This window comes from Paucibacter sp. XJ19-41 (assembly GCF_028462495.1).
In the GTDB taxonomy this organism is placed as follows: domain Bacteria; phylum Pseudomonadota; class Gammaproteobacteria; order Burkholderiales; family Burkholderiaceae_C; genus Roseateles_E.
On the sequence record NZ_JAQOWX010000006.1, the window covers coordinates 18134 to 42259 of the forward strand.

Sequence of the window (24126 nt, forward strand, 5' to 3'; positions counted from 1 at the left end):
AAGAGGCGGCGCGGGCAAAGCAGCCTGCGGTTTGCCCGGGGATCAGGCGCCGGGCAGTCGGTGGCTCTTGAACTGCTCGCGCAGCCTGAGCTTCTGTATCTTGCCGGTGGCGGTGTGCGGGATCTCGGCCACGAAAGCCACATCGTCGGGGATCTGCCATTTGGCGATGCGCCCCTCGAAGAAGGCCAGCAGTTCCTCGCGCGTGACTTGGGCGTCCGGCTTCTTGACCACCACCAGCAGCGGCCGCTCGTCCCACTTCGGATGGGCGCAGGCGATGGCCGCCGCCTCATGCACGGCCGGGTGGGCCATCGCGATGTTTTCGAGATCGATGGAGCTGATCCACTCGCCGCCGCTCTTGATGACGTCCTTGCTGCGGTCGGTGATCTGCATGAAGCCGTCGGCATCGATGGTCGCCACATCGCCGGTCGGGAACCAGCCGGGCTGGCCGTCCACCGTCACCAGCGGCGAGCGCGGCTCGCCGAAATAGCTGCTGATGACCCAGTGACCGCGCACCACCAGATTGCCCGAGCTCTGCGCGTCCCAGGGCAAGGCCTGACCCTCGTCGTTGATCACCGCCATATCGATCCCGTAGATCACCTTGCCCTGCTTCTCCAGGATGCGGCGCTGCTGCTCGGCCGGCAGCGCGAGCTGCCTGGAGGTCAGCTTGGACAGCGTGCCCAGCGGCGAGAGCTCGGTCATGCCCCAGGCGTGGATGACCTCGACGCCGAAGTCATCCATCAGGCTGGCCAGCATCGCCGGCGGGCAGGCCGAGCCCCCGATCACCGTGCGCTTGAAGCTGCTGAACTTCAGGCCATTGCTCTTCACATAGTTCAGCAAGCCCAGCCAGACCGTGGGCACACCGGCGCTGAAGGTCACACCTTCGGTCTCGAACAGCTCGTACAGCGATTTGCCATCCAGGTGCGGGCCGGGGAACACCAGCTTGGCGCCGACGATGGCGCTGCTGTAGGGCAGGCCCCAGGCGTTGACGTGGAACATCGGCACCACCGGCAGGATCACATCCTTGCTGGAGCAGTCCATCGCATCGGGCAGCGCCGAACCGTAGGCATGCAGCACGCTGGAGCGGTGGCTGTAGACGGCGCCCTTGGGGTGGCCGGTCGTGCCCGAGGTGTAGCAGATGCTGGAGGCGGTGTTCTCGTCGAACTCGGGCCAGCGGTAACTCCCGTCCTCGGCCTCGACCAGGTCTTCGTAGCACAGCAGGTTCGGAATGCTGCTGGCGGCCGGCATATGGGCGCGGTCGCTCATCAGCACATAGTGGCGGATGCCCGGCAGCTGGGCGCAGAGCTTCTCGACCAGGGGCAGAAAGCTCAGGTCGAAGCACAGCACCTGGTCATTGGCATCCTGGGCGATCCAGACGATCTGCTCGGGGAAGAGTCGCGGATTGATCGTGTGGCAGACCAGGCCGGAGCCCGAGCTGCCGTAATAGAGCTCCAGATGGCGGTAGCCGTTCCAGGCCAGCGTCGCGACCCGGTCGCCCGGCGCCAGCCCCAGCCGGCCCAGCGCCTGGGCGACCTGGCGCGAGCGCCGCTCGGCATCCCGCCAGGTGTAGCGGTGCAGATCGCCTTCACAGCGTTTGCTGACGATTTCGGTATCGCCCGAATGCCGCGCCGCATGTTGGATCAGCGACGAAATCAGCAAGGGCATGGTCATCATTTGACCCATCAGCGCCATCGGCGGTCTCCTGTCTTTGTGTGGCCTCGGCAGGCCTGTTCGAATCAGTTTAAACCTCGCATCCGACCGGCCATAGTCACCGGAGTTACACAGCCGGCACCGGTGGCCTAGGGGTATTCACCGGCGTTTCGTGAGCATCGCACGTCACCTGCCCTGCATGAGTTGGCAAATTGGGCGTGCATGCTCAGAATCGGTGCACGCCTTGATGCTGGAGTCCGCATGAACCTGAACAACCTCGGTCTTGCCCGCAAACTCTCCGGCGCCATCGCGCTGCTGCTGCTGGCCATGTTGCTGGTCGGAGGCCTGACCCTCTACCGCGGCCAGGTGATTGCCCGCGAGGCGAACACCGCGATCGACCAGGCCCAGGACCTGATACGCCAGTCGGTGCGCTGGCAGGGCATGACCCAGGTCGCGGTGACGCGCAGCATGGCCGCCTCGATCAGCGCCGACCCGGCCGTCGGCGAGCTCTTCAAGGAACCGATGGCCACCGACACCCCAAGGGTGCAGAAGCTGCGCGAGGAGATCACCAAGCAGGCCCAGACACCGGAGGATCAGGCCCAGCTGAAGATCATCGTCGGCCATGGCGGCGCGCTGCTGGCCGCCAGCAAGAAGGCGCGCGAGGCCGGCGCCGGCGGCAACCAGGCCGGCGCCCAGGCCATCATCCGCGACGAGTACGCGCCCGCCGTCGGCCGCTATCTGGGCGCCATCGAGGACTTCGTCAAGCTGCAGGAGCAAAAAGCCGAGCGGGCCGATGCACAGGCCGCGGCGGCACGCGCCGGCCTGCTGTGGATGGGTGGCATCGGCGCGCTGCTGGTGGTGGGCGTGGGCATGGCGATCGCATGGCTGCTGGTGCGCTCCATCGTCACGCCGCTGGCCGAGGCGGTCAAGGTGGCCGAGGCGGTGGCCGGCGGCGACCTCAGTTCGCGCATCGAGGTCAAGGGCACGAACGAGACCGGCCAGCTGCTGGGCGCACTCAAGCGCATGAACGACAGCCTGGTGAGCATCGTCGCCCAGGTGCGCGCCAGCAGCGACTCGATCGCCACCGGCACCGCCGAGATCGCCAGCGGCAATGCCGACCTCTCCCAGCGAACCGAGGAGCAGGCCGCCAATCTGGAGCAGACTGCCGCCTCGATGGAGGAGCTGACCGCCACCGTCAAGCAGAACGCCGAAACCGCCCGCACCGCCAACCAGTTGGCCACCAGCGCCTCGGGCGTCGCGGCTCAGGGCGGCTCGGTGGTCGGCCAGGTGGTCAGCACCATGGAGCAGATCAGCGCCGCCTCGCGCAAGATCAGCGACATCATCGGCGTGATCGACGGCATTGCCTTCCAGACCAATATCCTGGCGCTGAACGCGGCGGTCGAGGCGGCCCGCGCCGGCGAGCAGGGCCGCGGTTTCGCGGTGGTGGCCGGCGAGGTGCGCACGCTGGCCCAGCGCAGCGCGCAGGCGGCCAAGGAGATCAAGAGCCTGATCGGCGACAGCGTGGCCAAGGTCGAGGCCGGCAGCGCGCTGGCCGCCAATGCCGGCAAGACCATGGGCGACATCGTCGGCCAGGTCAAGCGCGTCACCGACCTGATCGCCGAGATCAGCGCCGCCAGCGCCGAGCAGAGCCAGGGCATTGACCAGGTCGGCGAAGCCGTGTCCCAGCTTGACCAGGTGACCCAGCAGAACGCCGCGCTGGTCGAGCAGAGCGCGGCGGCGGCCGAGAGCCTGAAGTACCAGGCCGCGCGCATGACCGAGGTCGTCTCGGTGTTCCGCCTGCAGTAAGGCCGCAAGACCCCGCAGCGGCGCGGGCACGGGCCGCTGGCTACACTGGAGCGACCATGAGCGATCACGACTACCCCATCAAGAAGACCGAGGCCGAGTGGCGCGAGCAGCTCGACGCCATGCAGTACCAGGTGGCCCGCCAGGCCGGCACCGAGCGCGCCTTCACCGGCAAGTACTGGGACCACTGGGAAGCCGGCAAGTACCAGTGCGTGGGCTGCGGCACGCCGCTGTTCGAGGCCGACACCAAGTTCGACGCCGGCTGCGGCTGGCCCAGCTATTACGCGCCGGTCAACAGCGAGGTGGTGGAGCGCATCGTCGACCGCAGCCACGGCATGGTGCGGGTCGAGGTGCGCTGCAACAACTGCGGCTCGCATCTGGGCCATGTCTTCCCCGACGGCCCCGAGCCGACCGGCGAGCGCTTTTGCATCAACTCGGCCTCGATAGACTTCCGCGCCGAGCCCACGCCATGAGCATGCTCGAAGAGATCGAACGCCGCCTGCGCGCGGCCCTGCAACCCAGCCTGCTGAGCTTGCGCGACGACAGTGCCCAGCATGCCGGCCATGCCGGTGCCCGCGAGGGCGGCCACTACCACGTCAGCATCGTCAGCGAGCGCTTCATCGGCCGCTCGCGGGTGGCCCGCCATCAGCTCGTATATCATTCCTTGGCTGAGTTGATGCAGCAAGGCATCCATGCACTGGCGATCGACGCCCGCGCACCGGACGAAAGCTGACTCTCCCGCACCCCGCGCCGTCAGGCGCATTTTTCTACCTTTGCTGCCCATGTCCATGAAGAAGTTTGTGCTCGCCGCCACTGTCGCGGCCCTGTCCGCTGCGCTCGTGCCCGTGACGGCCAGTGCGCAAAACGTCGCCACCGTCAATGGCAAGCCGGTGCCCAAGGCCCGCGTCGACCTGCTGATCAACCAGGTCACCAAGAGCGGCCAGCAGCAACGCACGCCCGAGCTGGAAGCCCAGGTCAAGGACGAAGTCGTGCTGCGCGAGATCTTCATCCAGGAGGCCGAGAAGCGCGGCATCCCGGCCAGCGCCGACTACAAGGCGCAGATGGAACTGGCCCGCCAGAGCATCCTGATCCGCGAGCTGTTCGCTGACTTCGGCAAGAAGAACGGCGTCACCGATGCCGAAGCCAAGGCCGAGTACGACAAGTTCAAGGCCCAGAACAGCGGCACCGAATACCGTGCCCGCCATATCCTGGTCGAGAAGGAAGAAGACGCCAAGGCCCTGATCGCGCAGATCAAGGGCGGCGCCAAGTTCGAAGAACTGGCCAGCAAGAACTCCAAGGATCCGGGCTCGGCGGCCAATGGCGGCGACCTCGATTTCGCCAACCCCGGCAGCTATGTGCCCGAGTTCAGCCAGGCGCTGACGGCCTTGAAGAAGGGCGAGATGACGCAGGAGCCGGTCAAGTCGCAGTTCGGCTTCCACATCATCAAGCTGGAAGACACCCGCGAGGCCCAGTTCCCGGCCTTCGACGACGTCAAGCCGCAGATCGTGCAGCGCCTGAGCCAGCAGAAGATCGCCAACTTCCAGCAAGAGCTGAAGACCAAGGCCAAGACCGACTACAAGTTCGCCAACTGAGTTGAGTTGAGCCTAAACCGCGCGACGCCCCCGGCGAGCGCGGTTTTTTTTCGTCTCTGGAAACGCCCAAGCGCAGCCCATGCCCGCCACCCGTCTTGCTCGCCGACTGCTGCCCCATCCCGACACCTTGGCCAAGACCCCGGGGCTGAAGTGGCTGGGCCACTACCTGTCGCCGCGGCCCTGGCTATGGGTTGCGCACCGCCGCCGTGTCGCGCTGGGCGTCGGTCTGGGCCTGGCCGTCGGTGTGATCCCGCTGCCCACGCAGATGGTGCTGGCGGCCGTCGTGGCGATCGCCTGCCGCGCCAATGTCGCGGCGGCGATTGCCGCCACCTGGCTGACCAATCCCTTCACCCTGGTGCCGATCTGGAGTCTGGCCATCCTGCTGGGCCGGATGACCTCGGGCCATGATGGACCGATCGCGACGCCGGCGATGCTGGAAATCGACTGGACCGCGCCCCTGAGCTGGGGCCCGGCCCTGCTGGGCTGGATCCAGGCGCTGGGCAAGCCGCTGCTGATCGGCCTGCCGTTGGCCGGCCTGCTGCTGGGCGCGCTGGCCTATCTGGCGGTCTATATCGGCTGGTGGGCGGTGATACGCGGCGAGCGCCTGCGGCGGCTGCGCCGCCGTGCTCAGCGGTAGTCGAAGAACACCGTCTCGCCCTCACCCTGCAGGCGGATGTCCCAGCGGTAATGTCCCGGCGCCGCGTCGGGCAGCGCCAGCAGGCTGGCGCGGCGCGCCTCGGGCACCTGGGCCAGCAGCGCCGAGTCGGCCAGACCGGCGGCATCGGCCAGGAAGACCGCGCTGAACTGGTGCTTCAGCAGGCCGCGCGCAAACACCGTGATATGAGCCGCCGGCTCGCCATGGCCGACGGCCGGGCTCAGCCGCAGCACGAATTCGCCCTGCTCGCCGGTGGCCACACGGCGAAAGCCCGGCAGCGGGCCGGCCTCGGCCACGCCCGGGGTCCAGGCCTCGATCCAGCCGTCATTGACGGGCTCGCCGGCGCCGTCGAGCAGGCGACCCGCGATCACCACGGCCACAGCCCCCGCCACAGCGCCCGGCTGGGCCGAGGCGGCCCAGTGCCAGGCCTCATGCGGGAACGGGCCTATGGTTTGCGAACTGGTCAGCAGGCAATCGTGGTCGGGCATAGCAAGCTCCTGGCGGCTCACAAGCCGAAGGGGGTGGCCGCGCTGCCGCGCAGCACGATGTCGAAGCGATAGCCCAGCATCTCGGCGCCGACCGTGTCCTCCATGCTGAAGCGGGCGATCAGGCGCTCGCGCGCTCCAGCATCGGCAATGCTCTGGAAGATCGGGTCGTGGTCGAATAACGGGTCGGCGGGGAAGTACATCTGCGTGACCAGGCGCTGGGCCATCACATTGCCGAACAGCGAGAAATGGATATGGGCCGGACGCCAGGCCTTGTCGTGATTGCCCCAGGGATAGGGCCCCGGCTTGATCGTGATGAAGCGGTAGCGGCCCTCCCCGTCCGTCATCAGCTTGCCCAGGCCGAAGAAGTTGGGGTCCAGCGGCGCGGCATGCTGGTCCTTCTTGTGCCAGTAGCGGCCCGCCGAATTGCATTGCCAGACCTCGATCAGCGAGTCGCGCACCGGCCGGCCATCCTCGTCCAGCACCCGGCCGCTCACGACGATCTTCTCGCCCAGCGGCGCGGCCGCGCCCTGGCGGGTCAGATCGGCATCGAGCGGGCCCAGCAGCGCGCGGGCCAGGGTCAGGCCTTGCGTCGTCACGGCCGGCGCGTCGATGCGCAAGGGCGGCTGCGCGGGCCCGCGGCTGCGCGTGGACTTGTAGGGCGGGTAGATCAGCGCGGGGTAGACGCCCGCCGGCACCGGCTTGAATTGCATCTGGCTCTCCTGGAGGTGCTCGTCAGAGCGGCAGGCCGACATAGTTCTCGGCGATCATGCCGCGGCCATGGGCCGATTCGATCAGATAGCTCAGCTCGGCCTCCTGCAGCCGGGCATCGAAGGCCGGCTGATTGGGGAAGCGGTGCAGCAGCGTGGTCATCCACCAGGAAAAGCGCTCGGCCTTCCAGATCCGCTGCAGGCAGCGCTGCGAGTAGTGATCGACACCCAGCTCGCTGCCACGGTAGAAATCGGCCAGCGCCTGCCACAGATAGGCCACATCGGAGGCCGCCAGGTTCAGGCCCTTGGCCCCGGTCGGCGGCACGATATGGGCGGCATCGCCGGCCAGGAAGAGGCGGCCGAAGCGCATCGGCTCGGCCACGAAGCTGCGCAGCGGCGCGATGCTCTTCTCCAGCGCCGGCCCGCTCACCAGGCGCGCCGCCTCGGCGGCCGGCAGGCGCCGACGCAGCTCGTCCCAAAAGGCCTGGTCCGACCATTGCTCGACCCGCGCCTGGCTGTCGCACTGCAGGTAGTAGCGGCTGCGCGTCGCGCTGCGCTGGCTGCACAGCGCAAAGCCACGCTCATGCCGCACATAGATCAGCTCGGGCGAGACCGGCGGCACGTCGGCCAGCACGCCCAGCCAGCCGAAGGGATAGACCTTCTCGTGGGTGGTCAGCAGCGCGGGCGGTACGCTGGCGCGGCAGATACCGTGAAAACCGTCGCAGCCGGCGATGAAGTCGCAGCGCAGCTCGCGGGCCCGGCCGTCCTGGACAAAGCGCACCCCCGGCTGCCGGCCGTCAAAGTCCAGCACCTCGACCTGCTGGGCCTCGTAGACGCTCTCCAGCCCGGCCTCCGCGCGCGCATCCATCAGATCGCGGGTCAGCTCGGTCTGGCCGTAAATCATCACCTGCTTGCCGGTCAGGGCCTGCAGATCGATGCGCTGCAGCCGGCCGTCTATGCACAGCTCGAAACCGCCATGCGGCAGGCCCTCGCGATGCAGGCGCTGGCCGACCCCGGCCTCGTCCAGCAAAGCCACCGTGCCCGGTTCCAGCACGCCGGCACGGATGCGCGACAGCACATGGGCGCGGCTGCGCTGTTCGATGATGATGTTGGCGATACCGGCCTTGGCCAGCAGCTGGCCGAGCAGCAGGCCGGCCGGGCCGGCGCCGATGATGGCGACCTGGGTGCGGATCGCGGCGGGAGGATTCACCATCGGCCAAGCGTAGCCGGCGCCGGCGCGCTTCTCAATGGACACAAACGCTGCAGGCTTGCACTAATCGAACATCAGACCGTGGCCAGGCGCCCCGCTTCGATGCGCAGCTGGCGCTGGCAGCGCGCCGCAATCGCCGGATCGTGCGTCACCAGCACCAAGGTGGTGCCGGCTTCGCGGTTCATCTCGAACATCAGCGCCATCACCGCCGCGCCGGTCGCGAAGTCCAGACTGCCGGTCGGCTCATCGGCCAGCAGCACGGCCGGGCGCTGCACAAAGGCCCGCGCCAGCGCCACCCGCTGCTGCTCGCCGCCGGACAGCACGCGCGGATAGTGCCCGAGCCGCTCACCGAGGCCGACCCGCTGCAGCATCTGCGTGGCCAGCGCCCGGGCCTCGCGCTCGCCGCGCAGCTCCAGCGGCAGCATCACATTTTCCAGCGCGGTCAGATTGCCCAGCAGCTGAAAGCTCTGGAACACGAAACCGATGTGCAGCGCGCGCTGGGCGGCGCGCTGGTCCTCGTCGAGCACGAACAGATCCTGGCCGGCCAGGCGCACCGTGCCGCTGCTGGGGGTGTCCAGGCCGGCGAGGATGGCCAGCAAGGTGCTCTTGCCCGAGCCCGAGGCGCCGACGATGGCCACCGACTCGCGCGCGGCCAGCGTGAACGAGATGTCATGCAGAATCGTCAGCACGCCGGTCGCGTCCTGCACCTGCTTGCCGACGTGGTCGACCTCAACAATCGCTGCGGAAATCACTTCAGACATAGGATTCGGATCGGGATGAAACGTCGTCAATGGATTCAACACTGTAGCCTGCCGGCCTTGCTGATCGCGGTGCCAGGTCTTGCGCAGACCGCGGCCGGCACGGCGCCGCGCCGCATCGTCGTGCTGGGCGACAGCCTGTCGGCCGAGTATGGCATTGCGCGCGGCAGCGGCTGGGTCGCGCTGCTGGAGCAAAAACTCAAGGACGAGAAACTGGCGGCCCAGGTGGTCAATGCCAGCATCAGCGGCGATACCAGCTCCGGCGGGCGTTCACGCCTGCCGGCCCTGCTGAGCCAGCACAAGCCTACGCACCTGATCATCGAGCTGGGCGGCAATGACGCGCTGCGCGGCCTGCCTTTGTCGATGACACGCGAGAACCTGCAGGCCATGGTGCGCGCCGGCAAGGCCGCCGGCGCCAAGGTGCTGCTGGTCGGCATGCAGGTGCCGCCGAACTACGGCGCCAGCTACGGGCGCGATTTCGCCGCGCTGTTCGAAGCGGTGGCGCGGGCCGAGAAGACCGCGCTGACGCCCTTTCTGCTGGCGGGCGTGGCCGACCGGCCGGACGCCGAGAGCTGGTTCCAGGGCGACCGCATCCACCCGCTGGCCAAGGCCCATCCGCTGATGCTGGGCCAGGTCTGGCGGGCCTTGCGACCGCTGCTCTGATCGACTCAGCGGGCCTGCTCGCCGCGCCGGCCCGGCCCACCGCCGTTCCATTCACCGCGCTCGCGCTGCGGGCCGCGATCCTTTGGTTGCTGCACCTGCGGCTGCTGCACCTGCGGCGGCCGCGCAGGCTCGGCCTCGCGCTGCGGCCGCTCGATGCCGCGCGGCGGGGCCGGGATGCCGATCTGGGGCTGCGGCCGCGGCTCGGCGCCACGCTCCTGGAAACGCCCGGGGACGCGCGGCTCGAAGCCGGGCGGCCGACCATGGAACTCGCGGGACGGCAGCGGCTCATCGGAGCGCCCCGCATTCGGATTCGGCGTCGGGCGCGGCGGCCCGACGCCATCAGCCGGTCGGCCGGGTCGGCTCGTCCAGCCCGGTCGCTCGAAGCGCTCGCCGCGCTCAGCCCGGTCGCCCCGATCGGGACGTTCGATGCGTTCAAAGCGTTCGTTGCGATCGATCCGATCGACCCGGTCAATGCGCTCGGGGCGGTCGGGGCGGTCGGGGCGCTCACGCGGCGGCCGGGGCTCGACGATGGCCTGGGGCGGGCGCACGCGCGGCACCTGCCACTGCGGCAGTTCGCCACGCCCCGGCACCTGGGTCACCGGCCGCAGCGGCCCCATCTGGCCGGGATTGAAGGGCGAAGGCCGGCCGCGGCCCTGCTCGGGCAGCAGGCTGACGGCGCCGGGCACATCGATATTGCGATGGCGGCGATGCTCGGGGCGGCCCTGCCAGCCATGGCCATGCTCGCGGTTGACCCGCTGCCAATAGCCCGGGCTGTGGCGATAACCGGGCAGATAGGCCTCGCGCGGCGCCAGCGGATACCAGCCATAGCGCGGCGGCGGCGGCCGGCCGCCGCCGATATGGATGCCGACGCTGAGCGCCGGCCCGCCGACCCAGGCCACCAGGGCCGGCGCATAGACCGGCCGTGCCACATAGGCGCCGGGCGCCCAGCACCAGCGCCCCCCGTGATGCACCCAGCGGCCATAGTGGAAGGGCGCGAAGCCCCAGGGCGCGGCATCGATCCAGCTCCAGCCCCAGGCGCGCGTCCAGCCCCAGCGTCCATAGCGATAAGGCGCCCAGTCGACCGCCACCACAGTGGGCGTCCACAGCGGGCCGTACTCGCTGCTCTGCTCCCAGCGGCCATGGCGGTCCAGTTCCTCGGCGCCGGTCATCTCGGGTGACACATAGCTGTTGGCCAAATGACGGCCCTCGGCCTCGCGCTGGGCCAGCAGCCAGTCGGCGAACTCGTCGCGCTGCAGGCGCTGGCGCTCGGTGCGCGGGCCGTCGGCCCACCAGAATTCGGCCTGCTCGTCGGCCTGCAGCCAGACCGGCGCGGCCTCGCGCGCGCGCGAATCAAAGCGCAGGCTGCCCTCCCAGTTCAGCGCGCGGCTGCCGCGCTCGAGCTGGTCGATGCGGTACAGGCCCTCGCGCTCGGCGCTGAAACGGCCCTCGCGCGTCAGCAGCTGGTAGTCGTTGACCTCTTCGCGGTTGCGCAGCCGCAGCGCCAGCGAGCCCTTGTCGAGCCGGAGTTCGACGCGGCCGTCATCGAGGCGGCTAAATTCCAGATCGCTGCCCTCGTCCAGCCACAAGCTGGTCGACCCGACCCGCAGACTGACGCGGCCGCCCCCATCGGTGCGCAGGCGGTCGCCCGGGCCTATGGTCTGGTTGCGCTCCAGCTGCACCCATTCCTTGTCTTCGGCATCGAACAGCCAGGCTTCGCCGCTGATCTCGGCGACACGACCGGCCCGCGCCGGCGGATCCTCATCGGCCCGGGCGGGGCTCAGCAAGGTGCTCAGCGCCAGGCAGAACAGCAGTGAGTAAAGTCGAGGGAAGCGGGGCAAGGCAGCGGCTTTCATGCTGGTCTCCAGATAGCCGCTCTATAACGCCAGCGGCCCGCGCGGCGCCGACCTGCTTACAAAACTTTGCTTGGCCGTCGGCGTTCAGTCGTCGGCGTTCGGGTCCAGCTCCGGGAACAGCACCGAGGTGTAGCCGAAGCGGCTGAAGTCCTTGATGCGCATCGGATAAAGCACGCCCAGCAGATGGTCGCACTCATGCTGGACCACACGGGCGTGGAAGCCCATGGCCTCGCGCTCTATGGGCCGGCCTTCGAGATCGAAGCCGCTGTAGCGAAGCTGGCTGTGGCGCGGCACGACACCGCGCAGGCCCGGCACCGACAGGCAGCCCTCCCAACCCTCCTCCATCGCGTCGGACAGCGGCGTGATGAGCGGATTGATCAGCACGGTCAGCGGCACCGGCGGCGCGTCCGGATAGCGCTCGTTGCGCTCGAAGCCGAAGATCACCAGCTGCAGGTCGACGCCGATCTGCGGCGCTGCCAGGCCGGCGCCGTTGGCGGCCTTCATCGTGTCCAGCATATCGGCCACCAGCTCACGCAGCGCCGGCGTGCCGAACTCGGTGACCGGTTTCGCCACCCGCAGCAGGCGCGGATCGCCCATCTTCAGTAGTTCTCTGACTGCCATCGTTGATCCTGTCGGGCTATCGTTGGACGGATTCTAAGGAGACAAGACCATGTCCGAGTTTGTGCAGGCCCTGGGCGATGGCATATACGCCATCGACACGGGCTTTCAGCGCGACCATTTCGACGCTGCCTATGTGCTGGTCGAGAACGGCCGCGCCACCTTCATTGACTGCGGCACCAACCACGCAGTGCCGCGCCTGCTGGCCGCGCTGCAGCAGCTGGGCCTGGGACCGGATGCGGTCGACTGGGTGATACCGACCCATGTGCATCTGGACCATGCCGGCGGTGCCGGCCTGCTGATGCAATCGTTACCGACCGCCAAGCTGCTGGTGCACCCGCGCGGCGTGCGCCATATGGTCGATCCGAGCGCGCTGTACGAGGGCGCGCTGGCGGTCTATGGCGATGAAGAGATGCAACGTTCCTATGGCCGGCTGGTCGGCGTGCCGGCCGAGCGCGTGATGGCCAGCGAGGACGGAATGAGGATCACCGTCGGCACAAGCGCACGGGAGCTGCTGCTGCTGGACACCCCCGGCCATGCGCGCCACCACCATTGCATCTGGGATGCGAGGAGCCAGGGCTGGTTCACCGGCGACACCTTTGGCCTGTCCTACCGCGAGTTCGACGCCGCGCTGGGCCCCTGGATCATGCCGACCAGCACGCCGGTGCAGTTCGATCCCGAGGCGCTGGAAACCTCGGTGGCCCGCCTGCTGAGCTATGCGCCGACGCAGATGTTCCTGACCCATTACAGCCGGGTCGGAGGCCATGCCGATGAGGTGCAGCGGCTCGCCGGCCTGCTGCTGACGCAGGCCCGCTCCATGGCCGAGACGGCGCGCAGCCTGCGCGGCCACCCGCTGCGCCACGAGGCGCTGAAGGACGCCTTGCTGACGCTCTACCTGCAGGGCCTGGCGGCGCATGGCTGCGCCTTGAGCCCGGCGCGCCAGACCGAGCTGCTGGCCATGGATGTGGAACTCAACGCCCAGGGTCTGGGCGTGTGGCTGGACAAGCAGGACTGAAGGGCGCGCGCCTCAGGCCTGAACGCGGTTGCGCCCCTGGGCCTTGGCCCGGTACAGCGCCGCATCGGCCCGGGTCAGCAGGGCCAGTCCGGCCTCGCCGGGTTCAAAAGCCGCCAGGCCGATCGACAGGGTGACCTGGGACAGACCGCCCGCCAGCTCATCCCAGACCATCGCGGCGATATCGGCACGCAGGGTCTCGGCCCAGGCCAGAGCCATCGGCAGGCTCGCGCCCGTCAACAGCACACAGAACTCCTCGCCGCCATAGCGTGCCGCGAAATAGCCCGCCGGGCCGGCCTGGGCCTGCAGGGCCTGGGCCAGGCGGCGCAGCACGACATCGCCGACCGGGTGGCCGAGCCGGTCGTTGATGGACTTGAAGTGGTCGATGTCCAGCAAGGCCAGCACCAGGCCCTGCGGCTGAGCGCAGACCTCGGCCAGGGCCAGCTCCAGATGGCGGCGGTTGGCCAGGCCGGTCAGGCCGTCGGTGCGGCTTTGCTGGGCCAGCTGCGCCAGCAGCCGGTCCTTGTCGGCCAGCGCGCGCTCCAGATCCTCGTGCAGGCCTTGCAGTTCCACATGGCGCAGCCGATGCAGCTCGGCCTGGTGTCGGGCACGCTCCAGCGCATGCTGGACCTGCAGCGCGGCCAGCCGCTGGGCGCCGCGCTCGTCGAACAAGGCCCGCTCCAGCGCCATATGGGATTGCAGGCTCGCAAAGGCCTGGGCATGCAGGCCGGCCCCTTGCTGAGCCAGGGCCAGGCCCAGCATATGGTCGGCTTCGGCGCGGCGCAGGCCCAGCTCGCGCGCATGCAGCAGCGCCTGCCGGTGGACCTCGCAGGCCTCGGCCCAGCGCCCCAGGCCGCGCAGGGCCAGGCCGCGCGCCGTGGCCAGCTGGGCCAGCACCGGGCCGGCCGGGGCCGGCAGCAGCGCCGCCAGCGGTTCCAGCACCGCCAGCGCCGCTTCGCAATGCCCGGCACTGGCCAGGGCCTCGGCCTCGTTGGCCCCCAGCACGCGCTGCAACAGCGCATCCTCGCCCGCCAGGCGCTTGGCCTCGCGATAGCGAGTCGCCGCCTCCTCGTAGCGCCCCAGATTCTTCAGATTGATGCCCATATTGTTGAGCACCGCCAGGCGCTTGCGGGTCTGGCCCAGCCGCGCATAGGCAGGCTCCAGCTCGGCGTAGAGCGCCAGGCCCTCCTCGGGCCGGTCCAGCCGCGAGACCAGCACCGCAATGCTGAGCCGCGCATTGAGCTCGTCCAGCCCATCGCCCAGGCGCAGGGCCAGCTGCAGCGCCGCCTCCGCATGGATCAGGGCACTGTCGTAGCTGCCCAGCTGCTCATGGTTGACCGAGAGCGCGCGCTCGACCTGGCAACGGGCTTGCAAATGCTCGGGCGCAGCCCCCGCGGACTCGGCCAGCAAGTCGCGGGCGCGGTAGAGATCGCCCAGCCCGTCCAGCGGCCGCGCCCCATGGGCGCGGGCCAGGCCGCGCAAGCGCAAGAGCTGCGCTCGCGGCAAGCCGGCGTGGTCCGGGCAGTTGGACAGCAGGCCGTCGAGCTCGGCCAGCGCGGCGGCCGGCCGCTCGGCGACCAGACTCTCTAGCCGGCTGAGCTCGGCGGCGGGTGGCGGCACCCAGGGCGGGGACAAGGCATTCAGCATGGGCCGGCATTGTCGCCGCGCCGCTCAGGCATCCAGCCCCAGCTCCTGGATCTTGCGCGTGATGGTGTTGCGGCCTATGCCCAGTTTCTGCGCCGCCTCGATGCGGCGGCCGCGCGTCACATCGAGCGCGGTCAAGATCAGGCTGGCCTCGAAGCGGCGGGTCAGCGCGTCCCAGACCTCGGGCTCGCCATTGGCCAGCAGGCGCCGCGCCTCGCGCGCCATCTCGGCCACCCAGGCATCGGGCCCGGTCGCCAGGGCCGGCAGCGGCGCGACGGCCGCTTCACCGAGCGCGGCCGGCACGGCCGTGCCCGCTGCGGCGGTCAGCAGCGTGGAGCCTGCCTGCATCAGCTCCTGCGGCAGGTCCTTGGGCTCGACCACCTGGGTCGGTGCCATCACGCTGAGCCAGTGGCAGACGTTTTCCAGCTGGCGCACATTGCCGGGGAAGTCGAAGCCGACCAGCCGGGCCAGCGCCGCCTCGGACAGGCGCTTGGGCTCGACACCCAGCTCGGTGGCGCTGCGCTGCAGGAAATAGCGCGCCAGCACCGGGATGTCCTCGCGGCGCTCGCGCAGCGCCGGCAGGCGCAGGCGGATCACATTCAGGCGGTGGAACAGATCCTCGCGGAAGGCGCCCTGGCGCACCCGGTCTTCCAGATTCTGGTGGGTGGCGGCGATCACGCGCACATTGCTGCGCAGCGGGCTGTGGCCGCCGACGCGGTAGAACTGGCCGTCGGACAGCACGCGCAGCAAGCGGGTCTGCAGATCCAGCGGCATGTCGCCGATCTCGTCCAGGAACAAGGTGCCGCCGTCAGCCTGCTCGAAACGGCCGCGCCGGGTTGCCTGAGCGCCGGTGAAGGCACCCCGCTCATGGCCGAACAGCTCGCTCTCCAACAGGTCCTTGGGGATCGCCGCGGTATTGATCGCAACAAACGGGCCCTCGGCACGCGGGCTGTGCTTGTGCAGCGCGCGGGCGACCAGCTCCTTGCCCGAGCCGGACTCGCCGGTGATCAGCACCGTCACATGGCTCTGGCTCAGGCGGCCGATCGCGCGGAACACATCCTGCATCGCCGGCGCCTGGCCCAGCATCTCGGGCACTTGCGCCGCAGCCTCTTCGGCCACCGCCTCGCGCAGGCTCTCCTCCTGGGCGCGGCGGATCAACTCGACGGCGCGGCTCAGGTCGAAGGGCTTGGGCAGGTACTCGAAGGCGCCGCCCTGGAAGGCCGAGACCGCGCTGTCCAGATCGGAGTAGGCCGTCATGATGATGACCGGCAGGCCGGGCAGCTTGGCCTTGACCTTGGCCAGCAGATCCAGGCCCGAACCGCCGGGCATGCGGATGTCGGAGACCAGCACCTGCGGGCTGTCCTCATCGAGCGCCGCGAGCAGATCGCGGGCATTGCTGAAGCTGCGCACCGGCAGGCCCTCGCGGCTCAGCGCTTTTTCCAGCACGAAACGGATGGAATGGTCGTCGTCAACAATCCAGATGGATTTCATCTAAGGCTCCCCTTTGTCCCGAGCTGGTATTCAGGGCAAAGGCAGGGTCAATCGAAAATCTGTCCGGCCCGGTTCGCTGTCGCAGTCAATCATCCCCTGATGCTGCTGAGCGATGGTTTGTGACAGCGTCAGCCCCAAGCCCGTGCCTCCGTCCCGCCCGGAGACCAGGGGGTAGAAGATGCGATCTCGGATCTCAGCCGGCACACCAGGGCCGTTGTCCTGCACATGCAATTCCAATGCCAAGCGCCAGCGTTGCTTACCAATCGTCACCTGTCGCGCCACCCGCGTCTGCAGATTGATCACGGCCGGGCCTTCAGCAATGCGGGCATGGCAGGCCTGAGCGGCGTTCTGCACGATGTTCAGCACCGCCTGGATCAGCTGCTCGCGGTCGCCGCGGAAATCGGGCAGCGAGGTGTCATAGTCGCGCCGCACCTCCAGCCCGCGCGGGTATTCGGCCAGTATCACCGAGCGCACCCGCTCGCAGACCTCGTGGATATTGACATCGACCACCACCTGGGCGCGCCGGTGCGGCGCCAGCAGGCGGTCGACCAGGGCCTGCAGCCGGTCGGCCTCATGAACGATGACCTGGGTGTACTCATTGAGCTCGGGGCCAAGGTCGGTGGGCTGCAGCTCCAGCGCCAAGAGCTGGGCCGCACCGCGGATGCCGCCCAGCGGGTTCTTGATCTCGTGGGCCAGGTTGCGTATGAGCTCCTTGGTAGCCTGCACCTGGTCCAGCGTGCGCTCCTCGCGGTCCTGGCGGGCCTGCTGGGCGTTCTCGATCAGCTCGACCAGCACGCGCTCCGGGCTGTCGGTCTGGCTGACGATCACATGCACCGGCAGCAGATCCTCATGCGGGCGCGGGCCGCGCCGTAGCAGCGCATCGAAGCGGCTGCTGGAGAAGGCGTTCAGCGCCACCGCCTCGACCGTCTCGCTGAGCCGGGTCGCGTCGGCAAACCAGTCAAACAGATTGACGCCCTGCACCGTGCGGCGCGAGAGCCGCATCACGGTCTCGAAGGCGGTATTGGCGAACAGGCATTCGCCATCGGGCCGCACCACGGCCACCATGGTGGCCAGCATGTCGAAGGCCTCGAAGCCCGAGGCGGGGCGGGATGAGTGCTGAGTCATGGTCCTGTGGCTCGCGCGGCCAGACCAGCGCACTCAAGGCAGCTTGCTGATCTCGCGCTTGAGCGCCTGTATATCGTTTTCCTGTCGGGTGATGCTGGTCTTGAGCTCGGCCACCCGGTCCAGATACTTCTGGAAATTGCGTTCGTCGCCGCGCCGTTCGGGCTGGCCGCCCTGGTACTCGCGCTGCAAGGCCGCGAGCCGCTCCTCGCTTTCACGCAGCTCGGTCTCGAGCACCTTGCGGCGCTCGCCGTCGCGGCTGCGTTGCTGGGCCGGGTCAACGCGGCCATCGCCACTCCTGGGCTCGGCGCTGGCGCCGGGCGCGGTCGGTGCGGGCGCGCGCGGGCGCTGCCCCTGCAGCACCGTGATCGGCGTGCCCTCGATCGAGCGGCAGCCCTTGTCCTGCGCCTCCTTGGGCGTCAGCGCGTCGGTGTAGAGCACCGGCGGGCCGGGACAGCGGTAGACCACGGACTGGGCCTGGGCGGCGGCGCCGCAGGTCAGACCGATGAACAGCAAGGCGGAGCGATAGAGCATGGCGCGATTGTGGCTCATGCCGGGCGCGGGTTTCACAAAGCACAAGGGACGGCCACGGCCGTCCCTTGTTCGCTGACCCGGGCAGCGTCGCGTGGGGTGCACGCTCGCCGCCCATGGACATCACAGCGAGTAGTACATGTCGTACTCGACCGGGTGCGTGGCCATGCGGAAGCGGGTCACTTCCTGCATCTTCAGGTCGATATAGGCATCGATGAAGGAGTCGGTGAACACGCCGCCCTTGGTCAGGAAGGCACGGTCCTTGTCCAGATACTCGAGCGCCTGATCCAGGCTGTGGCAGACGGTCGGGATCTTCGCGTCTTCTTCCGGCGGCAGATGGTAGAGATCCTTGGTGGCGGCTTCGCCCGGGTGGATCTTGTTCTCGACGCCGTCCAGGCCGGCCATCATCAGTGCGGCAAAGCACAGATAGGGGTTGGCCGAAGGATCGGGGAAGCGCGCCTCGATGCGGCGGCCCTTGGGGTTCGCGACATAGGGGATGCGGATCGAGGCCGAGCGGTTCTTGGCCGAGTAGGCCAGCTTCACAGGGGCTTCGAAGCCGGGGACCAGGCGCTTGTAGCTGTTGGTGCCGGGGTTGGTGATCGCGTTCAGCGCGCGGGCATGCTTGATGATGCCGCCGATATAGAACAGCGCGAACTCGCTCAGGCCGGCATAGCCGTCGCCGGCGAACAGGTTCTTGCCGTCCTTCCAGATCGACTGGTGCACATGCATGCCGGAGCCGTTGTCGCCGACGATGGGCTTGGGCATGAAGGTCGCGGTCTTGCCATAGGCATGGGCGACATTGGTGATCACGTACTTCTGCAGCTGCAGCCAGTCGGCGCGCTTGGTCAGCGTGCTGAACTTGGTACCGATTTCCATCTGGCCGGCGTTGGCCACTTCATGGTGGTGCACCTCGACCGGGATGCCCAGTTGCTCGAGGATCAGGCACATTTCCGAGCGCATGTCCTGGCCGGCGTCGACCGGGGGCACCGGGAAGTAGCCGCCCTTGACGGTGGGACGGTAGCCGGTGTTGCCGTGCTCGTATTCCTTGCCGGTGTTCCAGGCGGCTTCTTCGGATTCGATCTTGTAGAAGCAGCCGGACATGTCATTGCCCCAGCGGATCGAGTCGAAGATGAAGAACTCGGGCTCGGGGCCGAAGTAGGCGGTATCGCCCAGGCCGGAGGACTTCAGATAGGCTTCGGCGCGCTTGGCCAGCGAACGCGGGTCGCGCTCATAGGCCTTGCCGTCGGCCGGGTCGACCACGTCGCAGGACAGGATAAGCGTCGGCTCTTCGAAGAAGGGATCGATATTGGCGGTGTCCGGATCGGGCATCAGCAGCATGTCGGAGGCTTCGATGCCCTTCCAGCCGGCGATCGACGAACCGTCGAAGGCGTGACCGGAGACAAACTTGTCCTCATCGAAATGCGACACGGGCACAGACACATGCTGCTCTTTGCCACGGGTGTCGGTGAAGCGGAAGTCAACGAACTTGACTTCGTTGTCCTTCACCATCTGGATCACATCGGCGACGGTCTTGGCCATCAATCACTCCTAGCTAGCGGAAAGCTTTGTACAGGTGGTACGGGTATCGAACGAATTCGGCGAGCGCCTCGGCGCGTGCGTTTCTAACTAAGCAGTTTGCGTGCCAAGTCGGTGAGCAGCGAGCGCCAGCTCGGTGCATCACCGAGTGGCCGGGGCATTATCGGCCGGCCCAGCGCTGACGCCCTTGAGGACACACCGCCGGTCGGGCGACAGGCGCGCACCAAGCACCAAAACAGAGCAAGCCCGCACCGACTATCGCACCATTTCAGTGCTTATCACAGCACCAAATTGGATCAGCCCCTGCTTCAGCGCGGCATAGGCCTGTACCAGCCGCTCGGGCTCCTGCTCCGGGCCGGCCTTGACGCCCAGCTCGATATGCCGGCCCCACTGCGGATGGTCGACGCTGGGCAGGCTGAAGACCTTGATGCCGGCAAAGTCGGCCTCGATGCGCTCCATCAGCGGGGTCAGCGCCGCCTCCATCGCGCCCTGCACGATCAGCGAGCGTTCGCTGATGCCGCTGGCGCGGTGCAGATCGGCGTGACGCTGATCCAGCACCCACTCCATCATCGGGTGTGCCATCACCGGGAAGCCGGGCACGAAGTAGACCGTGCCGACATAAAAGCCCGGAATCTTGTTGAAGGGGTTGGGGATGATGGCCGCCCCCGCCGGGAACACGCCCATCTGGAAGCGGCGCAGGCTGTCGGGATGCTCGGGGTCGGCGCTCGTGCCCTGCTCGGCCGCCATCTCGCTGATGCGCTGCCAGATCAGCTCCCTGGCCTCGGGGTGCAGGACCAGTTCGCGACCCAGGGCCGCAGCGGCCGCCTGGCGGCTGTGGTCATCGGGCGTGGCGCCGATGCCACCGCACGACACCACCAGATCGCCGCTGGCGAAGGCGCGGGCCAGGCTGGCCGTCAGGCGCTCGCGGTCGTCGCCGACATACTCGGCCCAGGACAGCGAGAGGCCGCGCGCGGCCAGGATCTCGATGAACTTGGCCAGGTGCTTGTCCTGGCGCTTGCCGGACAGGATTTCGTCACCAACGATGATCAGACCGATATTCATAGGGCGGGCGGCAGCAGGGTGGGCGGGGATGGCAATTCTTCCAGCACGGGCGGCGCTTCAGGGACGACGACGGTACGGGCTCGCAACTCGGCCAGCGCGTTCAGCGCGTAATGGGCGAACCACAGCGTCGAGAACGCGAAGATCAAGGTGTAGAGCCAGACCGTCAGCAGCACCAGGAAGGGCGCCAGCACCACGGCCATCATGCTGACCGCCCAGATCAGCGAGGGCGCGGCGCCCAGATAGCCGCTGATCACGCCCATGCTCAGCAGCGGCAGGCGGTGCTCGCGCATCAGCTGCTTGCGCTCCTCGGCCGAGGCATGCTCGGCCAGCACATCGAAGGCGAACACGCGGTAGGTCAGCCAGCCCCAGATCAACGGCGGCAGCACCAGCACCAGCGGCGGGATCAGCCAGAAGGGCATGCTCAGGAACAGCAGCAGCAGCGCGCCGGCCGAGCACAGCAGCGACCACAGCAGGCCCTGCCACCAGGCCGAGCCGCGCTTGCGCTCCAGGGTGGGGAAGCGCCGCTCGGCCACCAGGGTCACGATGGACGGCGTCATCAACAGCGCCACCAGCAGCAGGCTGAAGATCAGCACCACCGGCACCGCCATCACGATCACCAAAAGCGGTGCGACCACGCTGCGAAAGCCCTCGCCCCCCATGCTGTCCAGCCAGCGCAGCAGGCTCTCGATCAGCAGCCAGGATTCCAGCGTGCCGCGCACGCCGGCGACCGCCGCCTCCCAGAAGAAATAGGCCAGGCCCACGGTGGTGCTCGCCGCGATCAGCAGCGGCAGCAGCGACAGCGCGATCACGCGCGGATGCAGGCAATAGGCGGCGGCGCGCCAGAAGGCATCACCAAGGCGGCCCATCGTGTTGACCATCGTCATCCCTCTTCTGTTGGCAATGGGCGCCAAGCATACCCGGGCGGTTTCAGCCGCGCCCCAGAAGGCGCTTGAGCCCCAGCCATTGCTGGGCCCAGCAGCCGCGCCCGTAGTCGCGCCCGCCCTCCTCGACCAGCTGGTCGCGAATGCCGGTGGGGTCATAGCGCAGCTGGAAGTCGGCGGTGCCGAACAGCTGATCCCAGACCGGCAGCAGCACCGCGAAATTGCAGCCGCCCAGCGTGCCCCGGCCGGCCGACTCATGGCCGATGCCGATCGCGTGATGGCGGCGGTGAAAGCGCGGGCTCACCAGCAGCCGCTCCAGCACCGGCCCGAACCACAGCCGCACATTGGCATGCTGCAGGCTCTCCAGCAGCTGCGACAACGCCACCAGCGCGACGAACTGACCCGGCTCCACGCCGATGAAGCGGGCCAGCAGCACAAAGGCCGAGTCGATCAGCACATCGTCGAGCAGATGGTTGCGGTTATCGCTCCACAAGCTCATCTGGCGCTGGCTGTGGTGCAGCGCATGCAGCTGCCACCACCAGCCGAACTGATGCTGGGCGCGGTGCAGCCAGTAGTTGACGAAGTCGAACACCAGCAGATAGAGGCAGAAGCTGACCCAGGGGATGTCGCTGACGCCGGGCCAGACCGCATCGAGCTGGAAGCTCGGCACACCGGCCATGCGCAGCGTGCCGGCCAGCGCGTCCCACAGCGGGTCGATCGCGAAGAACATCGCGACCCTGAACAGGCCCAGGCGATGGATCAAGGTGTAGATCACATCGACCCGCCGCGCCGCGCGGTCGGTCTGCGCCTCGACCGGCCGCCAACGCTCCAGCGCGCGCAGCAGGGTCAGCATCACGACGATCTGCGCCAGCCCCACCAGCAGCCAGCCGGTCGCCGCATAGCCGTCTTCCAGCAGATCGCCGAAGCCCAGCCCGAACAGCAGCGGCTGGACCCAGTGCTCGAACAGCAGCTGCTGGGCCAGCCCGAAGGTGTCGACCAGCCAGTCCATCAAGGCCTCTTGGCAGTCTGCGCCGCCATCAGCGGGGCATAGCGGGGATGCTCGCGCAGCGGCGCGAAGCAGAAGCCGCGCTGCTTGAGCCCCAGCACCAGCGGCTCCAGCACCGCCGGCGCCCAGGCCTCCTGGCGCGACCAGATGCCCAGATGGGCCAGCAGGATGTCGCCGGGCCGGATCTCGCGCAGCGCCTTGGCCAGCAGCTGCGCATTCGGATAGCGGTCGCTGGGCAGCTCGTCGCCCAGGAAACCGGCCGCGCTCCAGCCCACATGCTCGAAACCGCAGGCCTTGGCCGCCGCCAGCAGGGCCGGCGAGGTCTTGCCGCCGGGGGCGCGGAACAGCGGCGCCATCGGCCGCCCCGTCATCTCGGCAAAGCGCCGCGCCGGCTGTTTCAACGCCTCGCAGTACTGCGCAGCCGTCAGCTCGCGCACCCGGGGCGTCTGCTGCCCGGCCACGGTACGGAAGCGAAAGCGTGCCTCGCCCTTCAGCGGCGCCAGGTCCTTCAGCCAGATGTCGTGGTCCCAGGTGTGGGAGCCGAAGTCATGACCCTCGGCGGCACGCGCGCGCCACCAGGGCGCCCATTGCGCGTCCAGGCTGGCACCGCCGTCCAGCGTCGGCTCGTTGGCGAGGAAGAAGCTCAGCCGCAGCTCGTGCTTCTTGATCAGCGAGGCCAGCAGCGGTGCGACACCCATATGGCCGGTATCGAAAGTCAGATAGACCGGCTTCTCGCCGCTCTGGCAGGCCTGGGCCGGCAGCGCCGCCAGCAGCAGGAGCCCCAGCCATTGGATCTTCATTGCCGGGGCGCGTGATCCAGGGTCCAGACGCCATGCGGCGAGCGGCCCACCTTGACCTGGCGCAGCACCTGGCGACGCTCGATATCGACCAGGGTCAGCTTGCGCGCCCAGCGCGAGGTGAACAGCAGGGTCTTGCCGTCGGCCGACACATCCATATCGTCCGGCCCGCCCGGGCCGGGCAGCTCGCCGACCACGCTGAAATCGGCCAGTGCGATCTTGCTGATGGTGTTGGCCGCGCGGTTGCTGACCAGCACATGGCGGCCATCGCCCAGCGCGCGGAAGGAATGGGCGCCCTTGCCGGTCACGATGCGGCGCACCAGCTGCGGCTGAGGGCCGCTGACCTTGTAGACCTCGACCAGCATATCGCCGGTCAGCGCTACCAGCAGGTGCTTGTCGTCCGGCGTCAGATAGACATCGGCCGGCATCTTGCCGACCTTGATCTTCCAGCGCGGCGTCTGCGTCGCCAGGTCGATGGCCAGCAGCTCGTCGCTGCCCTGCAGGCTCACATAGACCACGCGGCTGCGGCTGTCGATAGCGAGATGGCTGGGGATCTTAGGCGCCTCGATGCGCTTGACCAGCTGCAGCGGCGCCGCCGCATTGCTCGGCAGCCAGCGGTACAGCGCCACATGGTCGAGCCGGTTCGCGGTCGTGACCAGCCACTTCATGTCCGGCGAGAAACGCAGGTGGTAGGGGTCGGGAATGTCGCGCAGCACACGCTGCACCTCGGCCGTACGCGGGTCGACAAAGGTCAGCGAATCGCCCAGCGCATTGGCCACCACCAGGGACTTCTCGTCCGGGCTCAGATAGAGATGATGCGGCTCCTTGCCGGTGGGGATGCGCTTGATCTGGGTGAAGCTGACCGGGTCGATCACGCTGATGTCCGCGTCCAGCGAATTGAGCACAAAGATCGGCTTGCTGCCGGTGCTGGCCTGCACCCCGGCAGCCATGAGCACAAGCATCAAGGCGGCCGCAGCGCGCGGCCAGAAAGGGGTTCGCATCGAGAGTCCTTGGATAGCGTTCGCCCGCAGCCGAAAAAACAAAAGGCAG

General features: G+C 68.4%; 24 protein-coding genes. 7 read left to right on the plus strand and 17 right to left on the minus strand.

Annotated elements, in window-relative coordinates:
• Nucleotides 1–42 precede the first annotated feature (42 nt).
• Nucleotides 43–1689, minus strand: a complete 1647-nt coding sequence (locus tag PO768_RS02740; protein WP_272644795.1) for a 3-(methylthio)propionyl-CoA ligase — start codon at nt 1687–1689, stop codon at nt 43–45.
• A gap of 219 nt (nt 1690–1908) precedes the next feature.
• Between PO768_RS02740 and PO768_RS02745 the strand changes: the two genes are divergently transcribed.
• The 5 genes from PO768_RS02745 (at nt 1909) to PO768_RS02765 (ending at nt 5679) form a co-directional block, all read left to right on the plus strand.
• Nucleotides 1909–3453 carry a methyl-accepting chemotaxis protein gene (locus tag PO768_RS02745; protein ID WP_269838850.1) on the plus strand — a complete coding sequence of 515 codons (1545 nt, stop codon included), beginning with the start codon at nt 1909–1911 and terminating at the stop codon, nt 3451–3453.
• Nucleotides 3454–3509: 56 nt separating this feature from the next.
• On the plus strand, nt 3510–3923 hold the full coding sequence (gene msrB / locus PO768_RS02750; protein WP_272644796.1) for a peptide-methionine (R)-S-oxide reductase MsrB: 414 nt from the start codon (nt 3510–3512) through the stop codon (nt 3921–3923).
• Complete coding sequence (locus PO768_RS02755; RefSeq protein ID WP_137944578.1) at nt 3920–4183, plus strand: BolA family protein; 264 nt, start codon at nt 3920–3922, stop codon at nt 4181–4183. The genes msrB and PO768_RS02755 overlap by 4 nt, the downstream gene beginning before the upstream one ends.
• A gap of 55 nt (nt 4184–4238) precedes the next feature.
• A complete protein-coding gene (locus tag PO768_RS02760; protein ID WP_137944627.1) occupies nt 4239–5042 on the plus strand; it encodes a peptidylprolyl isomerase in 804 nt (267 codons plus the stop codon).
• Between the two features lie 79 nt (nt 5043–5121).
• On the plus strand, nt 5122–5679 hold the full coding sequence (locus PO768_RS02765) for a DUF2062 domain-containing protein (protein ID WP_272644797.1): 558 nt from the start codon (nt 5122–5124) through the stop codon (nt 5677–5679).
• On the opposite strand, the gene PO768_RS02770 is transcribed toward PO768_RS02765, so the two are convergent.
• From PO768_RS02770 to PO768_RS02785, 4 genes are all read right to left on the minus strand, one after another.
• Entirely contained in the window at nt 5670–6185 is a 516-nt protein-coding gene (locus tag PO768_RS02770) for a protocatechuate 3,4-dioxygenase (RefSeq protein WP_272644798.1), read from the minus strand. The genes PO768_RS02765 and PO768_RS02770 overlap by 10 nt on opposite strands.
• A 17-nt stretch (nt 6186–6202) precedes the next feature.
• On the minus strand, nt 6203–6895 hold the full coding sequence (pcaH, locus tag PO768_RS02775) for a protocatechuate 3,4-dioxygenase subunit beta (RefSeq protein WP_272644799.1): 693 nt from the start codon (nt 6893–6895) through the stop codon (nt 6203–6205).
• A 22-nt stretch (nt 6896–6917) separates the two neighbouring features.
• Nucleotides 6918–8084 (minus strand): 4-hydroxybenzoate 3-monooxygenase, encoded by a 1167-nt coding sequence (pobA, locus tag PO768_RS02780; protein ID WP_272644840.1) that lies wholly within the window; start codon nt 8082–8084, stop codon nt 6918–6920.
• A 92-nt stretch (nt 8085–8176) separates the two neighbouring features.
• A complete protein-coding gene (locus PO768_RS02785) occupies nt 8177–8863 on the minus strand; it encodes an ABC transporter ATP-binding protein (RefSeq protein ID WP_137944574.1) in 687 nt (228 codons plus the stop codon).
• 15 nt (nt 8864–8878) lie between these two features.
• Here PO768_RS02785 and PO768_RS02790 point away from each other — a divergent pair, with 15 nt between their 5' ends.
• Complete coding sequence (locus tag PO768_RS02790) at nt 8879–9523, plus strand: arylesterase (protein WP_272644800.1); 645 nt, start codon at nt 8879–8881, stop codon at nt 9521–9523.
• Nucleotides 9524–9528: 5 nt separating this feature from the next.
• On the opposite strand, the gene PO768_RS02795 is transcribed toward PO768_RS02790, so the two are convergent.
• Together PO768_RS02795 and def are read right to left on the minus strand one after the other, a co-directional pair.
• Complete coding sequence (locus PO768_RS02795; protein ID WP_272644801.1) at nt 9529–11376, minus strand: DUF6600 domain-containing protein; 1848 nt, start codon at nt 11374–11376, stop codon at nt 9529–9531.
• An 84-nt stretch (nt 11377–11460) separates the two neighbouring features.
• Complete coding sequence (gene def / locus PO768_RS02800; RefSeq protein ID WP_272644802.1) at nt 11461–11997, minus strand: peptide deformylase; 537 nt, start codon at nt 11995–11997, stop codon at nt 11461–11463.
• A 49-nt stretch (nt 11998–12046) separates the two neighbouring features.
• Here def and PO768_RS02805 point away from each other — a divergent pair, with 49 nt between their 5' ends.
• Nucleotides 12047–13009 carry an MBL fold metallo-hydrolase gene (locus PO768_RS02805; RefSeq protein WP_272644803.1) on the plus strand — a complete coding sequence of 321 codons (963 nt, stop codon included), beginning with the start codon at nt 12047–12049 and terminating at the stop codon, nt 13007–13009.
• A 12-nt stretch (nt 13010–13021) separates the two neighbouring features.
• On the opposite strand, the gene PO768_RS02810 is transcribed toward PO768_RS02805, so the two are convergent.
• The 10 genes from PO768_RS02810 to PO768_RS02855 form a co-directional block, all read right to left on the minus strand.
• Entirely contained in the window at nt 13022–14653 is a 1632-nt protein-coding gene (locus tag PO768_RS02810) for a GGDEF domain-containing protein (protein ID WP_272644804.1), read from the minus strand.
• A 24-nt stretch (nt 14654–14677) separates the two neighbouring features.
• Nucleotides 14678–16141: a nitrogen regulation protein NR(I) gene (gene ntrC, locus PO768_RS02815; RefSeq protein WP_137944568.1), complete on the minus strand. Its 1464-nt coding sequence runs from the start codon at nt 16139–16141 to the stop codon at nt 14678–14680.
• 30 nt (nt 16142–16171) lie between these two features.
• The gene (gene glnL, locus PO768_RS02820) at nt 16172–17266 is read right to left on the minus strand and encodes a nitrogen regulation protein NR(II) (RefSeq protein WP_272644805.1); all 1095 of its coding nucleotides are present in this window, start codon (nt 17264–17266) and stop codon (nt 16172–16174) included.
• A gap of 33 nt (nt 17267–17299) precedes the next feature.
• A complete protein-coding gene (locus tag PO768_RS02825; protein WP_262969797.1) occupies nt 17300–17797 on the minus strand; it encodes a hypothetical protein in 498 nt (165 codons plus the stop codon).
• A 120-nt stretch (nt 17798–17917) separates the two neighbouring features.
• A complete protein-coding gene (glnA, locus tag PO768_RS02830; protein ID WP_262969798.1) occupies nt 17918–19333 on the minus strand; it encodes a type I glutamate--ammonia ligase in 1416 nt (471 codons plus the stop codon).
• 252 nt (nt 19334–19585) lie between these two features.
• The gene (locus PO768_RS02835; RefSeq protein WP_272644806.1) at nt 19586–20392 is read right to left on the minus strand and encodes a competence/damage-inducible protein A; all 807 of its coding nucleotides are present in this window, start codon (nt 20390–20392) and stop codon (nt 19586–19588) included.
• Nucleotides 20389–21270, minus strand: a complete 882-nt coding sequence (locus PO768_RS02840; RefSeq protein WP_272644807.1) for an EI24 domain-containing protein — start codon at nt 21268–21270, stop codon at nt 20389–20391. Before PO768_RS02840 ends, PO768_RS02835 begins: the two co-directional genes overlap by 4 nt.
• Before the next feature lie 49 nt (nt 21271–21319).
• The gene (locus PO768_RS02845; protein WP_272644808.1) at nt 21320–22282 is read right to left on the minus strand and encodes a sterol desaturase family protein; all 963 of its coding nucleotides are present in this window, start codon (nt 22280–22282) and stop codon (nt 21320–21322) included.
• Nucleotides 22282–23079 carry a polysaccharide deacetylase family protein gene (locus PO768_RS02850; RefSeq protein ID WP_272644809.1) on the minus strand — a complete coding sequence of 266 codons (798 nt, stop codon included), beginning with the start codon at nt 23077–23079 and terminating at the stop codon, nt 22282–22284. The genes PO768_RS02845 and PO768_RS02850 overlap by 1 nt, the downstream gene beginning before the upstream one ends.
• A complete protein-coding gene (locus PO768_RS02855) occupies nt 23076–24038 on the minus strand; it encodes a YncE family protein (RefSeq protein WP_272644841.1) in 963 nt (320 codons plus the stop codon). Before PO768_RS02855 ends, PO768_RS02850 begins: the two co-directional genes overlap by 4 nt.
• Nucleotides 24039–24126 lie beyond the last annotated feature (88 nt).

Excerpts from the sequence above, each read along its gene's own strand:
- PO768_RS02740 (WP_272644795.1), bottom strand. The coding sequence starts at position 1,689 with ATGGCGCTGATGGGTCAAATGATGACCATGCCCTTGCTGATTTCGTCG.
- PO768_RS02745 (WP_269838850.1), top strand. The coding sequence starts at position 1,909 with ATGAACCTGAACAACCTCGGTCTTGCCCGCAAACTCTCCGGCGCCATC.
- msrB (WP_272644796.1), top strand. The coding sequence starts at position 3,510 with ATGAGCGATCACGACTACCCCATCAAGAAGACCGAGGCCGAGTGGCGC.
- PO768_RS02755 (WP_137944578.1), top strand. The coding sequence starts at position 3,920 with ATGAGCATGCTCGAAGAGATCGAACGCCGCCTGCGCGCGGCCCTGCAA.
- PO768_RS02760 (WP_137944627.1), top strand. The coding sequence starts at position 4,239 with ATGAAGAAGTTTGTGCTCGCCGCCACTGTCGCGGCCCTGTCCGCTGCG.
- PO768_RS02765 (WP_272644797.1), top strand. The coding sequence starts at position 5,122 with ATGCCCGCCACCCGTCTTGCTCGCCGACTGCTGCCCCATCCCGACACC.
- PO768_RS02770 (WP_272644798.1), bottom strand. The coding sequence starts at position 6,185 with ATGCCCGACCACGATTGCCTGCTGACCAGTTCGCAAACCATAGGCCCG.
- pcaH (WP_272644799.1), bottom strand. The coding sequence starts at position 6,895 with ATGCAATTCAAGCCGGTGCCGGCGGGCGTCTACCCCGCGCTGATCTAC.
- PO768_RS02785 (WP_137944574.1), bottom strand. The coding sequence starts at position 8,863 with ATGTCTGAAGTGATTTCCGCAGCGATTGTTGAGGTCGACCACGTCGGC.
- PO768_RS02790 (WP_272644800.1), top strand. The coding sequence starts at position 8,879 with ATGAAACGTCGTCAATGGATTCAACACTGTAGCCTGCCGGCCTTGCTG.
- PO768_RS02795 (WP_272644801.1), bottom strand. The coding sequence starts at position 11,376 with ATGAAAGCCGCTGCCTTGCCCCGCTTCCCTCGACTTTACTCACTGCTG.
- def (WP_272644802.1), bottom strand. The coding sequence starts at position 11,997 with ATGGCAGTCAGAGAACTACTGAAGATGGGCGATCCGCGCCTGCTGCGG.
- PO768_RS02805 (WP_272644803.1), top strand. The coding sequence starts at position 12,047 with ATGTCCGAGTTTGTGCAGGCCCTGGGCGATGGCATATACGCCATCGAC.
- PO768_RS02810 (WP_272644804.1), bottom strand. The coding sequence starts at position 14,653 with ATGCTGAATGCCTTGTCCCCGCCCTGGGTGCCGCCACCCGCCGCCGAG.
- ntrC (WP_137944568.1), bottom strand. The coding sequence starts at position 16,141 with ATGAAATCCATCTGGATTGTTGACGACGACCATTCCATCCGTTTCGTG.
- glnL (WP_272644805.1), bottom strand. The coding sequence starts at position 17,266 with ATGACTCAGCACTCATCCCGCCCCGCCTCGGGCTTCGAGGCCTTCGAC.
- PO768_RS02825 (WP_262969797.1), bottom strand. The coding sequence starts at position 17,797 with ATGCTCTATCGCTCCGCCTTGCTGTTCATCGGTCTGACCTGCGGCGCC.
- glnA (WP_262969798.1), bottom strand. The coding sequence starts at position 19,333 with ATGGCCAAGACCGTCGCCGATGTGATCCAGATGGTGAAGGACAACGAA.
- PO768_RS02835 (WP_272644806.1), bottom strand. The coding sequence starts at position 20,392 with ATGAATATCGGTCTGATCATCGTTGGTGACGAAATCCTGTCCGGCAAG.
- PO768_RS02840 (WP_272644807.1), bottom strand. The coding sequence starts at position 21,270 with ATGGTCAACACGATGGGCCGCCTTGGTGATGCCTTCTGGCGCGCCGCC.
- PO768_RS02845 (WP_272644808.1), bottom strand. The coding sequence starts at position 22,282 with ATGGACTGGCTGGTCGACACCTTCGGGCTGGCCCAGCAGCTGCTGTTC.
- PO768_RS02850 (WP_272644809.1), bottom strand. The coding sequence starts at position 23,079 with ATGAAGATCCAATGGCTGGGGCTCCTGCTGCTGGCGGCGCTGCCGGCC.
- PO768_RS02855 (WP_272644841.1), bottom strand. The coding sequence starts at position 24,038 with ATGCTTGTGCTCATGGCTGCCGGGGTGCAGGCCAGCACCGGCAGCAAG.